The organism is Anaeromyxobacter oryzisoli, assembly GCF_022690765.1.
Classification (GTDB): domain Bacteria; phylum Myxococcota; class Myxococcia; order Myxococcales; family Anaeromyxobacteraceae; genus Anaeromyxobacter; species Anaeromyxobacter oryzisoli.
Map to the genome: position 1 here is coordinate 20,387 of NZ_JALCZA010000004.1, position 11,959 is coordinate 32,345.

General features: G+C 75.5%; 9 protein-coding genes. 4 read left to right on the top strand and 5 right to left on the bottom strand.

The annotated features are described in order from the left end of the window. Positions 1-2 precede the first annotated feature (2 nt). The 4 genes from MNZ27_RS02080 to MNZ27_RS02095 all read right to left on the bottom strand — a co-directional run bounded on the left by MNZ27_RS02080 (position 3) and on the right by MNZ27_RS02095 (position 4,506). Positions 3-215 carry a hypothetical protein gene (locus MNZ27_RS02080; RefSeq protein ID WP_242392363.1) on the bottom strand — a complete coding sequence of 71 codons (213 nt, stop codon included), beginning with the start codon at positions 213-215 and terminating at the stop codon, positions 3-5. A gap of 42 nt (positions 216-257) precedes the next feature. Continuing rightward, positions 258-638, bottom strand: coding sequence for a hypothetical protein (locus tag MNZ27_RS02085; protein ID WP_242392364.1), 381 nt, complete (start codon positions 636-638; stop codon positions 258-260). 297 nt (positions 639-935) lie between these two features. Next, entirely contained in the window at positions 936-2,819 is a 1,884-nt protein-coding gene (locus MNZ27_RS02090; RefSeq protein ID WP_242392365.1) for a mechanosensitive ion channel family protein, read from the bottom strand. Between the two features lie 193 nt (positions 2,820-3,012). After that, positions 3,013-4,506: a sigma-54 interaction domain-containing protein gene (locus MNZ27_RS02095; protein ID WP_242392366.1), complete on the bottom strand. Its 1,494-nt coding sequence runs from the start codon at positions 4,504-4,506 to the stop codon at positions 3,013-3,015. Between the two features lie 433 nt (positions 4,507-4,939). On the opposite strand from MNZ27_RS02095, the gene MNZ27_RS02100 reads away from it, so the two are divergent. Genes MNZ27_RS02100 through MNZ27_RS02115 form a run of 4 tightly spaced genes read left to right on the top strand, consistent with a single transcriptional unit; the run spans position 4,940 to position 9,884 of the window. Next, on the top strand, positions 4,940-7,216 hold the full coding sequence (locus tag MNZ27_RS02100; RefSeq protein ID WP_242392367.1) for an FAD-dependent oxidoreductase: 2,277 nt from the start codon (positions 4,940-4,942) through the stop codon (positions 7,214-7,216). Positions 7,217-7,218: 2 nt separating this feature from the next. Then, positions 7,219-8,382 (top strand): hypothetical protein, encoded by a 1,164-nt coding sequence (locus MNZ27_RS02105; protein WP_242392368.1) that lies wholly within the window; start codon positions 7,219-7,221, stop codon positions 8,380-8,382. Then, on the top strand, positions 8,379-9,302 hold the full coding sequence (locus tag MNZ27_RS02110; RefSeq protein ID WP_242392369.1) for a thiamine pyrophosphate-dependent enzyme: 924 nt from the start codon (positions 8,379-8,381) through the stop codon (positions 9,300-9,302). The genes MNZ27_RS02105 and MNZ27_RS02110 overlap by 4 nt, the downstream gene beginning before the upstream one ends. Before the next feature lie 18 nt (positions 9,303-9,320). Next, positions 9,321-9,884: a helix-turn-helix domain-containing protein gene (locus MNZ27_RS02115; RefSeq protein WP_242392370.1), complete on the top strand. Its 564-nt coding sequence runs from the start codon at positions 9,321-9,323 to the stop codon at positions 9,882-9,884. 16 nt (positions 9,885-9,900) lie between these two features. Here the strand turns inward: MNZ27_RS02115 and MNZ27_RS02120 are convergent, their stop codons facing one another. After that, positions 9,901-11,523: a Na+/H+ antiporter gene (locus MNZ27_RS02120; RefSeq protein WP_242392371.1), complete on the bottom strand. Its 1,623-nt coding sequence runs from the start codon at positions 11,521-11,523 to the stop codon at positions 9,901-9,903. Positions 11,524-11,959: the final 436 nt, after the last annotated feature.

An 11,959-nucleotide genomic window follows, 5' to 3' on the forward strand; every position in this document is an offset into this window, starting at 1 on the left:
CATCAGCTCCGCGGGGCGGCGAAGACCGCCGGGTGCACCTCCGAAAGCATCCGCTCCTCGGCGTCGTCGGGGGGCGCCATCGGGTCGCCGAAGACGACCCGGCCGCTCGGGGTGACGTAGATCCGGCGGCGGGCCTCCTCCGGGCGGGGCTCCGCCCGGCGACGCTCGTCGAGCATTGCGTCGCGGAGCCGGTCGAGAACGTCGGTCTGGGCCATCGCTGCCTCCTCGGGTGGACCCGCGCGAGCGCGCGGGGGCTGCTAGTAGGGGAAGTGCTCGTCGCGCAGGTAGACGCTGAAGCCGTTGCACCAGACGACGCTCCGGGCGTAGGCCGCCTGCAGCGATTCCATCCCGGCCCCCGCCTCCGCGGAGAGGCAGATGCGGGCGTCCGGCAAGAGGTGGCACGCGTGCGGATCGAACCGCCCCTCCACCTCCGGCTCCACGACCTTCACCTGGTAGGCCGCGCCGTCGAAGTAGAGGAACAGCCGGAACGCGTCGCCGAGCTCCGTCGTGACCGGGAAGAGCCAGCCGCGGACCCCGTCCACGGTCAGGTGGCGGGCGGACGCCGGGAGCGCCCCCTCGGCGCGGGCCTTGTCCCGCAGCACGCGCGTGAAGCCGTCGAGGAAGCTCGCGAGCCCCATCCCCCCTCCGCCGCCGCGGCGCCCCGCGGCCTTCCCCTCAATGTGTTCGGCGCCGCGGCCAGCGCCGCAGCCCCCCGTCAGGGAGCCGCCTGATCATCAACGGGCGACCGCTCCACGGGGAGCCAGGGAGGCGGGGCGAGGGATCGGCCCGTCGAACAATCGACGGGCCTTGACCATCCAGGAGGGGCGGGCCGTCGCCCGCCCCTCGCGCCCGAAGTGAATTCGGGCGCTTCACCCCACCCGCCGCCCCGCTCACGCGGGTCGGCCTGAGAGCTCGTCGAATTCTTCGACAAGCTCTCAGCCCGCCGCGCCGGCGAGCTCCCCGCCGCCGCGCTTCCCGTGCATGAGCTCGAACACCGCCTGGTAGAGCTTGCGCCGGGTCTCGTGCCGCTCGAAGGCCCGCGTGATGTAGCGCGCCTCGATCTCGACCCCGGCGCTGGTCGGGACGACGTTGATCCCCGGCTCCGCGGAGAACGAGCGCACGCGGTAACGCGTGGTCGTCTTGCGCCACTCCTGCTCCGCCAGCTTGGCGTTCGCCTCGGTCTCGCGCTGCGTCAGCTTCTGGACGCCGTCGATGATCGGGTACGGATCCTCGCCCGACGGGATCAGCACCCGGAGCTCGTCCCACATCCACTGCCCGGAGGTGGAGAAGTTGAAGTAGTGCCCCTCGATCGCGAAGCTGTTCACGAACGACACCCGGCGGCCGGTCGGGTGGCCGGCGTCGGTCCAGCTCCCGGTCTCGAGGAGCACCGTGTGGAGCAGGCCGATCTCCACGACCTCGCCCCCCACCCCCTCGATCTCCACCCAGTCGCCGACGCGCAGCCCGTTGCGCCCCATCAGCACGAACCAGCCGAAGAACGCCACGATGAAGTTCTTCATGGCGACCGTGAGCCCCGCGCCGGCGAGGCCGATGATGGTCGTCGCCTGCGCGGGCGCGCCGAAGATCATGAACAGGACGACGAGCGCCCCGCCGAGCTGGATCGCGACCTTCGTCACGGTGCGGAGCGTCGGGGCGCGGGGGTCGTCGCCCTCGATGCGGCGCACGAGCCGGTCCGCCACCACCGACGCGGCGGTGATCGCCGCCACGGTGAGGAGCAGCCAGAGCACGTGGAGGAGGACCGCGTGCAGGGCCGAGCGCGCGCGCGTCTCCACCACGCCACGCCACTCCGAGTACACGTCCGCGAGATCCCGCTGGTTCTGGATCCGCTGGTCCACGACGGTGAGCCGGCGCCGATCGGCCGAGAGCTGCTTCAGGGACGCGAGCGTGGTCTTCGCCTCGGGCGCCGCGCCGGGCAGGGGGTCCCCCTGGGCGATCCCCGCCGCGGCCTGCCGCGCGGCCTCCCGCTGCGGCGCCGCTGCCGCGATCCGCTGCTCGAGCCGCCCGTGCCACGTCTCCAGCCGCGCCGCCTTCTCCCGCGCCTCCCGCATCGCGCCGGCGAGCTGCTCGCGCTTGCTCCGCTGCGCCGTCCACCCGCGGAGCCGCGCCGCCAGGCTGGTCGGCTCGGAGACCGCGGCGGCGGGGGCGCCGGAGGCGGCCGCCGCGACGGCGCGCGGCTCCTTCTGCGCCGCGTCGTAGACCTCCTTGAGCCGCCGGATGCGGGCCTGCGGATCGCCCCCGGCGCGCTCCAGGTCCTCGGCGGCGAGGTTCAGCTCGTCGCGATCGAGCTCGAGCTGCGCCCGGGCCACCTCCAGCCGATCCCGCTGGCGGTCCCCTTCTTCTCCTGGAGCTGCGGGCGGCGTGGCGGCCGCCTGTGCGGTGAGCCGGTCGATGTCGCGCTGATCGGCCTCGACGGCCGCCTGCGCCTTCGCCTTCCGGGCGGCCAGCTCCTTGATCTGCGGGGTCGTCGCGGGCTGCTCGTCGGTCGCCTGCCGCATCGCCTCCGCAAAGGCGAGATCCACGGAGTGGTCCGCCAGCCGCTCGGCCTGGCGCGCGAACTCCTGCTCCTCGGGGGTCGTCGCGAGCGACGACATGCGCCGCGCCGTGAGGAGCGGGCTCATGTCCACCCACCCGCGCCGGTACGCCTGGGCCAGGGATCCGGCCGCGGGGCGCTGCTGGCCCTTCGCGGCCCCGGCGCCCTCGGGCGTGGGCGCCGGGACGGAGTCACGGGTCCACCACAGCCCCGCGCCCGTGCCCAGCGCCAGCGACGCCACCACTCCGATGGTCCACCTGCGAGCGATCATGCAGGAGAGAACACCACGAAGGAGGGTCCGCTGCCCAGCCCTCCACGCGCGCGCCGGGCGATCGTCCTTGCGAGCGGGCGCACGCCCGGGCGCGGGTCGGACCGGGCGGCCGGCGGACGAGGTTCCCCCGCGCCTGCCCCGCGGAGCGGCCGAGGTCTCGCCGCGGCGACGTGGGCGGCCGCCGGCAGCGGCTTCACCCGAGCCGGTACCGCCGCAGCTTGTAGTACAGGTTCCGCGCGGTGATCCCGAGCGCGCGCGCCGTGGCCTCGCGGTTCCCGCCGTTGCGCGCGAGCTGCGCGCGCAGGAGCTGCCGCTCCCAGTCGGCCCTGAGCGCCGCGAGCGGGCGCGGACCGCCCGCGGCCGGCGCGCCGGCCTCGACGCCCGGCGCCGCGTCCTCGAGCACGAGGTCCGACGCGCGCAGCACGCTCGCGTCGGGGGGCCGGTCGATGACGCCGCGGCGCAGGACGTTCTCGAGCTCGCGGACGTTCCCCTTCCAGTCCGAGGCCTGGAGCAGCGCGAGCGCGTCCGGCGTCAGATCCACCGGCGCCACCCGGTACTCCTCGCAGATCCGCGCGAGGAGCTCCCGCGCGAGGAGGGGGACGTCCTCGCGGCGCTCCCGCAGGCTCGGCAGGCGGATGGGCATCACGCTCAACCGGTAGAAGAGGTCCCGCCGGAACGCGCCGCGCGCGAGGCGCGCCGCGAGGTCCGCGTTCGTGGCGGCGACGAGCCGGACGTCCACCGGGACCGGCCTGCTGCTGCCCACCCGCACGATCTCGCGCTCCTGCAGGGCGCGGAGGAGCTTCACCTGGAGCGCCAGCGGCGCCTCGGCGACCTCGTCGAGGAACAGGGTCCCGCCCTCCGCCTCCTCGAAGTGCCCCTTCTGCCCGCGGGCGCGCGCGCCGGTGAACGCGCCCCCCTCGTACCCGAACAGCGCGCTCTCGAGCAGCCCCTCCGGGATCGCCGCACAGTTCACGCGGATGAGGGGGCCCTCGCGCCGATCGCTCGCGTCGTGGATCGCGTGCGCGAAGAGCTCCTTGCCGGTCCCGCTCTCGCCGAGCAGGAGCACGGTCGCGGGCGTGCGCGCCGCCCTCCGCGCGAGCTCCTTGGCGCGCGTGATCGCCGGCCCATCGCCGAGGATGTCGTCGAACGAGCGCCGCGGCTCGAGCTTGCGGAGCAGCCGCCTGGCCGAGGCGAGCTCGGCCGACAGCCGCTGGATCTCCGACACGTCCCGGATGACGCCCACGCTCCCGCGCAGCTCGCCGCCCACGATCAACGGGGCCGCGTTGACGATCACCTCCCGCCCGTGCGGCCCGACCCGCAGCCGCGCCCCTCGGATCGCCTCGCGCGTGCGCAGCACGCGCAGGTGCACGCTCTCGCCCTCCGCGATGTCCGCGGTGACGGGGCGGCCGAGCACCTCCGCCTCGGTCAGCCCCATGAGCTTGGTGTAGGCGGGGTTCACGAGCACGGTGCGCCCCGCCGCGTCGGAGATCGAGATGGCCTCCTGCGAGCACCGGACGATCGCCTCCGACAGCTCGCGGAGATCACGGACGGTGTGCAGCTCTCCCGCGAGCGCCCGGACCTCGGAGAGATCCCGGAAGGTCGTGCCGTCCACCGGGACGCTCCCCTCGAGGATCGCGCCGAGGAGCGCCTCGAGCCGGTCGAGCGACTTCGTCGGGGCGATCGCCATGCGGCTCCTCTAAACGAGGGTTCGCGATTCGCGAACACCTTCGGTGTCGCGCCTCGCGCCCTCGTTTAGCCAGGTTACACGGGGGCTGCGCCCCCGCCCCGTCCACCCTGAGCTCGTCGAAGGGTCGCCGGGGCCCCACCCCTGGCTCCGCGGGGCCCACGCGCGCTGGCGCGCGCTGTCCCGCGGGGAGGGGCGCTGCCCCTCCCCACCTGCGGTGGGGCCCCTCCCCGCTGTCCGTTCGCGAATCATGATCGGCCGTTTAGCGGACGTGTTCCTCGTCGCAGGCGCGGACGCTTCCCGCTCCCAGGTGCGGCTGAAACGATTAGCATGAAAAGGCTTTCAGGATCTCGCGCTGCCTTCACTTCAAGCCACGGAGATCACTCGGGTCGTGCGCGCTACCGCGCGGGCCCGCCGTTTGCTCGCTCTTCACGGCATGAGCGAGCGCCCGCACTGGAACGTCCCGACCGGGGCGTCCCCGCTGCCGCTGGAGATCCGCGTCCACGGGCGCGGCGGCCAGGGCGGCGTGACCTGCGCGAAGCTCCTCGCGGCGATGTTCGCGGAGCAGGGGCGACACGTGCAGACGTTCGGGGACTACGGCTCGGAGCGGGCCGGCGCGCCCGTGCGCGCCTTCACCCGGGTGGACCTCGCGCCGATCACCAACCGGAACAAGGTCTACCGCCCGCACCACCTCCTCGTGCTGGACGCCGCCCTCCTCCCCAGCGGCTCCGGGGACGACGTGCTGGACGGCGCCGGGCCCGGGGCGCTCCTCCTCCTCAACACCGCGCGCGGCCTCGCGGCCTTCACGTCGAGTCATGATGCGTTCCGCGTCGCCGCCGTGGACGCGACCGCCATCGCGCGCCGTCACGGCATCGGCTCCGCCGCCCTCGTGATCGTGAACACGACCGTCGCCGGCGCGTACGCCCGCGCGGTGGACCTGCCGTGGGCGGTCGTCGAGCGCGCCTTCCGATCGCTGGGGATGGACGGCGATCTCGGCGCCGCGCGCGAGGCGTACGCCGCCGTCGCCGTGCGCCCGCCCCGCCCCGGCGCGATCGCCCCGGCACCGCGCGTCCCGGCGCCGCCGCGCCCGGTCCTCGGCCTCGCGGAGCACGTGCGAGACGTCCCCACCGCGCTCCCGACAGGCACCTGGCGCACGCAGCGGCCGCGATACCGGAGCCACGTCGCCCCGTGCAGCGCGGCCTGCCCCGCCGGCAACGACGTGGTCGGCTTCGTCCAGGCGCTCCGGACCGGCGGGGTGGAGGCGGCGGCGCGGCTCCTCCTCGCGACCCAGCCGCTCCCCTCCGTCTGCGGCCGCGTCTGCCCGGCGCCCTGCGCGGCCGCCTGCAACCGGGCCGCCTACGACGGCGCGGTCAACGTCCGCGCGCTCGAGCGCTGGATCGGCGATCGGCTCGCCGACGCGGGCGCGCGGGCGCCGCTCGCCGCGCGGCCGCGCCGGTTCGCGGTGGTCGGCGGCGGCCCGGCCGGGCTGTCCGCGGCCTTCGCGCTGCGCTCCGCCGGCCACGAGGTGCTCCTCCTCGAGGCCGGCACCGGCCTCGGCGGCGTCCTGCGCACGGGGATCCCGGCCTACCGGCTCCCCCTCGACGTCCTCGATCGCGACGTCGCGCGCGTCCTCGCGACCGGGGTGGACGCGCGGTGCGGGGTGGCGATCGACGGCCCCGGCGTGCGCGCGCTCGCCGCCGACCACGACGCGGTGATCCTCGCGGCGGGCCTGCCGCGGCCCGCCCGGCTCGACGCGCCCGGCGCGTCGCTCGGCGGCGTGCGGGACGGGCTCGGGTTCCTCGACGCCGTGAGACGCGGCGAGCGCCCGACGCTCCGCGGCCACGTCGTCGTCGTCGGCGGCGGCAACACCGCGGTGGACTGCGCGCGCACCGCGCTCCGCTGCGGCGCGGCCCGCGTCACGATCGCCTACCGGCGCGGGCGCGAGGAGATGCCCGCCATCCCGACCGAGGTCGAGGAGGCGCTCGCCGAGGGCGTCGCGCTCCTCACGCACCGGCAGCCGGTCGGCTTCGCGGGCGGGGGCGCGGTCGCGCGCGTGACGCTCGCCGAGGTCGAGCCGGGCGCGCCGGACGCGAGCGGCCGCCGCCGCCCGGTCGTCACCGGGCGCGCGAGCGACCTCGCCTGCGACGCGGTGCTCCTCGCCCTCGGGCAGGGCCCCGATCCCGCCCTCGTCCCGGCGGGCTGGTCGGTGCGAGGAGGCCGCTGCATGGACGGGGAGCGACCGACCGACGTGTGGCTCGCGGGCGACCTGGCCACCGGCGACGGGACGGTCGCCCACGCGATCGGGAGCGGCCGGCGGGTCGCCGCCCGGGCGCTGGCCGCGGTCGAGGGCGCGCCCGTCCCCGCCGAGCGCGCTGCGCCGGCCGAGGACCGCGTCACGCCGGCGCACGTGCGCTTCAGCCACTTCGAGGTGCGCCGGCCGCGTCCCGAGCGACACGCGGCGGCCGCCGACCGCGCCCGCTGCTTCGCCGAGGTGAACGGCGGGCTCGAGGACGCCTCCGAGGCCGAGCGCTGCTTCTCGTGCGGGCGCTGCACGCGCTGCGACACCTGCCTGCTGTCGTGCCCCGAGGGCGTCGTGAGCCGGAGCGGCGACGGCTACGCGGTGGACGAGGCCTTCTGCAAGGGGTGCGGCGTGTGCGTGGCGGAGTGCCCGCGGCGGGCGATGGAGATGACGCTCGACGCGGAGGCGAGGTGATCATGGCCGGACGGCTCATCAGCGCGAACCACGCCGCCGCCCTCGCGGCGACGCTCGCCGGGCGGGCGAACCGGACGGCGCGCGGCTTCTGCAGCGGCGTGTACCCGATCACCCCCTCGACCGAGTGCATGGAGCTCCTGTGCAACCAGGAGTTCGAGAAGGGAGAGGTGGTGCGGGTCGAGAGCGAGCACAGCGCGATGGCGGTCTGCATCGGCGCGGCGGCGAGCGGCGCCCGCACCTTCACCACCTCGTCGTCGAACGGGCTCGCGCTCATGGCGGAGAACGTGGTCTCGGCGGCGCTGCTGCGGCTCCCCGTGGTGATGGTCGCCGCGAACCGCGCCCTCGGCCCGCCCTGGAACCTCTGGGCGGACCACGGCGACACGCTCCTGCTGCGCGACAGCGGCTGGGTGCAGTTCTACTGCGCCGACAACCAGGAGGTCCTCGACACGGTGCTCTGCGCGTACCGCCTCGCCGAGGACCACCGGGTGCTCCTGCCGGTGCTGGTCTGCCAGGAGGGGTTCGTGCTCTCGCACACGACGACCCGGACCGAGGTCCCCTCGCAGGAGGAGGTGGACCGCTTCCTGCCGCCGCTCGAGCTCCCCGCCCGGCTCCGCGACACGCCCCGGGCGCTCGGCGGCGTGGACGTGCCCGGCGTGGCCGAGGCGCACCGGGCCCAGCACCACGAGGCCATGGCGCGCGTGTTCGAGGTGTACCGGGAGGTGCAGGACGCGTTCGAGCGCGAGCTGGGGCGCCGCCCGGCCGACCCGGTGGTGCCCTACCGCGCCGAGGACGCCGACCTGCTCGTCGTCTCGATGGGCACCATCGCCGTCACCGCGCAGCGGGCGGTGGACGAGGCGCGCGCGCGCGGGGAGCGGCTCGGCGCCGTCCGGGTCCGCACCTTCCGGCCGTCCCCGGCGGAGCAGCTCGCCGCGATCTTCCGCGGCAAGCGGCGCATCGCGGTGATCGACCGCGATCTCAGCCTCGGGTTCGGCGGCGTGCTGTGGGGAGAGGTCCGGGGCCTCGCCGAGCCCGGCGCGGTGGTCCAGGGGTACGTCATCGGCGTGGGCGGCGGCGACGTCCGGCCGGAGCACGTGGCGGCCGTCGCCGCGGACCTGGCGGCGCGCACCGCCGCGGGGCGGCCCGTGCTCATGGAGACCGGCGCATGAGCGAACCTTCGACCGTCGCGGGCCCCTCCGCGGAGACTCGCCCGACGCCGCTCCTCCGCCCCGGCAACAGCAACTGCGGGGGCTGCGGGATGTCCTCCGCGCTCCAGCTCTTCGGCCGCGCCGTCGAGCACCGGCGCCTCCAGCTCGTCGTCCCCGCCTCCTGCGCCGCGGTGACCGCCGGCCCCTTCCCGACGACGTCCTTCGGCGTGCCGACGGTGCTCACCACGTTCGGCGCGGCCGCCGCGGTCGCGACCGGGCTCTCGCGGGTGGCGCGGCTCAACGGCGACGGCACCCGCGTGGTGTGCTGGGCGGGGGACGGCGGGACCTACGACATCGGGATGGCGAGCCTCTCGGCCGCGGCCGAGCGCGACGAGGACGTCCTGTACGTCTGCTACGACAACGAGATCTACGGCAACACCGGCGGCCAGCGCTCCTCCGCGACGCCCGCCGGCGCGAGCACCACGAACACGCCCGCCGGGAAGCCGGAGGAGAAGAAGGACCTCCTCGCGATCATGGCGGCGCACCGCGTCCGGTACGCCGCCTCCTTCTCCATCGCCCACCCGCAGGACGCGATCCGGAAGGTGCGCCGCGCGCTCGACGCGACCGGGTTCCGGTTCCTCCACGCGCTCTCGCCCTGCCCCACCGGCTGGAAGTCCGAGCCCGCGCTCGGGATCGAGCTGGTGCGCCTCGCGGTGCGCTCCGGCCTCTACCCGGTCGTCGAGATCGTCGAGGGGCGGAAGCTCGTCGTGAACGTCGAGCCGGACTTCTCGCGGGAGGCGCTGGAGCTGTACCTCTCGCTCCAGCAGCGGTTCCAGCGCTCGGGGATCACCGCCGAGCGGCTCGCGCCGGCGATCGCGCGGCGCTGGCGCGAGCTCCGCGCGGCCAGCGGGCGCATCCTCCCGGCCGAGCGCGAGGCCTGAACCCACGCGGAGGACGCCATGCAGAGGGACATCGGCGAGCGGATCCGCAGGCTGCGCGAGGCCCAGCGGCTCACGCGCGAGCAGGTGTGCGCGCTGGCGGGCCTGAGCGTGGATCGCCTCGCGGCGTTCGAGGAGGGGCGCGAGGCGCCCTCGGTCGGCGTCGTCATCAAGCTCTCGCGCGTGCTCGGATCGCGGCTCGGCGGGATCCTCCACGGCGGCGCGTCCACCTCGGACGCCCTCGCCATCTGCCGCGCCGACGCGGTCGGCGTCGGCTACGACCAGGGCGACACCGACCAGGGCTACACGTACCGCATGCTGACGCGGCCCGGGACCCCCGGCCACGGCATGGAGCCGTTCCTCCTCACCTTCGATCCCCGCGTGACGGACGCGCGGCCGCTCGCGCACGACGGCCAGGAGTTCGTCTACGTGCTCGAGGGGCGCATCGAGCTCCTCTACGACGGCGAGCGGTCCACGCTCGCCCCGGGCGACAGCGCCTACCTCGACGCGACCCATCCGCACCTGTTCCGCGGGCTCGGCGACGCGCCGTCGCGGATGCTCGCCGTCGTCTGGTCGGCGGGGTGAGGCCCGATCCCCGCGGCTACCGCGCGAGGGGCGGCAGGCGCGCGTCCGAGAGATCGATCTCGCGCTCGATCCGCCGCAGGACCTCGTCGCTGATCCGGCGCTCGTCGCGGAGACGGATGACGGCCTCGCGCTCGGCGCGGAGCAGCTCGCGGAGCACCTCGCGCCTCCGCCCGCGGGGCGGCGGACGATCCGCGCCGCGGCCCGCCGGGTGCGCGCGCGACAGGGCCGCCAGCCGGTGACGGTAGTGCTCGCCCACGTCGTCGTAGATCGCCTCGAGCACCGGGCCGTCGCGCCCCGACGCGCGGAGCTCGTCCAGGCGCGCCAGCGCCGCCTCGAGGACGATGCGGCGCGCCTCGGGCTCCTCGCAGTCGGGCCCCGCCGAGCCCTCCAGGCCGAGGGCGCGGACGAGCGGCGGGAGCGCCAGCCCCTGGAGCAGCAGCGTCGCGACGATGACGCAGAACGTGAGGAACACGATCGCGTTCCGCTGCCGGAACGGCGCGCCGCCCGCCGTCGCGACCGGGAGCGCCATCGCCGCGGCGAGCGCGACCACGCCGCGCATGCCGGCCCACCCGAGCACGAAGAGCTGGCGAGGGGGCGGCATCGCCGCCTCCTGCCGCAGCACGTGGCGGCGGATCCACGCGGCGAGCCCCGCGGCCGGGATCACGCCGAGCAGCCGGAGCCCGATGACGACGGCGCCGAGCGCCGCGCCGGCGGGGACGAGCCGCCCCGGCCCGAGGTCGCGGATCCCCGCGAGGACCACCGGGAGCTGGAGCCCGAGCAGCACGAACACCATGCCGTTGAGGATGAACGTGAGGGCGTCCCACACGGCGTACGCCTGAATCCGCACCTCCGGTGAGAAGAACCGCGCGCTCCTGCGGCTGAGGTAGAGGCCCGCGGTGACGACGGCGAGGACCCCCGACGCGTGGATCGCGTCGGCGACGAGGTACGCGCCGTAGGGCACGAGGATGCTGATCGCGATCTCGATGGGCCCGTCGTCGATGCGGCGCTCGACCCAGTCCACGACCCACCCGAGCAGCAGCCCCACCCCGATCCCCGCCACGACGAGGAACCCGAGCCGGAGCAGCGCGTACCCGACCGACGGCGCCGCGCCCCGGACGAGCAGCGCGATCCCGAGCTCGAGCGCCAGCAACCCCGTCGCGTCGTTCACGAGGCTCTCGCCCTCCAGCAGGGCGACGGTCCGGCGCGGCAGCCCCATGCGCCGCGCGATCGACGTCGCGGCGATCGCGTCGGTCGTGGCGACGACGGCGCCGAGGACGAACCCGGCGCGCCCGTCGAGCCCGGGGAGGATCCAGCCCGCGGTCAGCGCGACGCCCGCGACCGTCAGGGCGACGACCCCGACGGCGAGCGACGCGATCTCCGCGAGGTCGCGCGAGAACTCCCGCCACGAGGTGTGCCACGCGGCGGCGTAGAGCAGCGGCGGCAGGACGGCCAAAAAGATCACGCCGGGATCGAGCGCCGGCCGCGGCAGGCCGGGGACGAAGCTCACGGCCAGGCCGCCGACGAGGAGCACGATGGGGTACGGGACCCCGAGCCTGCGCGAGAGCGCGCCGAACGCGATCACGAGCAGGAGCAGGACGACGAGGACCAGTTGCTCCGAATGAGCCCCGGCGGCTGCCATCGCGCCTCCGGTCAGGATCTAGGGTCCTTCGAGCCCTTCAGGCTCGGGGCCCCCTGCGTTTCCGTGACCTGCGGCATGCGCCGCTGAATCGCGGGGCGCTGTGTGACCCCCATGGTCACGCCATGACCGTGCCGCGCGACCCCGACGTGCGGCGAGCTCCGTGAATCCAGCCCCTCACGGCACGGGGAGCCGGCACGACGAGTGCAGCCCTCACGCTCGACCTGACCGGCGCCTCTCTCGACGGCGCCCCCCGAGGCGGCCCGCCGCCTGGACGCGTCCGCGCCCGCTTGTCGCGCGGAATCCGGTCTGCGACATGGTCTTCAATCCGTCGAGCGCTCCGGCCGCGCTCGACGAGGCGGCGTGTGAGGCGCGTCGAGCTCCCGAGCGTCCGGGAGAAGCCCTGCATTCGGTGGGGACACGAAATGGGACCAGCATC

Coding starts and splice junctions, on each gene's coding strand:
- MNZ27_RS02110 (WP_242392369.1), top strand. CDS start 8,379: ATGAGCGAACCTTCGACCGTCGCGGGCCCCTCCGCGGAGACTCGCCCG.
- MNZ27_RS02100 (WP_242392367.1), top strand. CDS start 4,940: ATGAGCGAGCGCCCGCACTGGAACGTCCCGACCGGGGCGTCCCCGCTG.
- MNZ27_RS02090 (WP_242392365.1), bottom strand. CDS start 2,819: ATGATCGCTCGCAGGTGGACCATCGGAGTGGTGGCGTCGCTGGCGCTG.
- MNZ27_RS02085 (WP_242392364.1), bottom strand. CDS start 638: ATGGGGCTCGCGAGCTTCCTCGACGGCTTCACGCGCGTGCTGCGGGAC.
- MNZ27_RS02105 (WP_242392368.1), top strand. CDS start 7,219: ATGGCCGGACGGCTCATCAGCGCGAACCACGCCGCCGCCCTCGCGGCG.
- MNZ27_RS02080 (WP_242392363.1), bottom strand. CDS start 215: ATGGCCCAGACCGACGTTCTCGACCGGCTCCGCGACGCAATGCTCGAC.
- MNZ27_RS02095 (WP_242392366.1), bottom strand. CDS start 4,506: ATGGCGATCGCCCCGACGAAGTCGCTCGACCGGCTCGAGGCGCTCCTC.
- MNZ27_RS02120 (WP_242392371.1), bottom strand. CDS start 11,523: ATGGCAGCCGCCGGGGCTCATTCGGAGCAACTGGTCCTCGTCGTCCTG.
- MNZ27_RS02115 (WP_242392370.1), top strand. CDS start 9,321: ATGCAGAGGGACATCGGCGAGCGGATCCGCAGGCTGCGCGAGGCCCAG.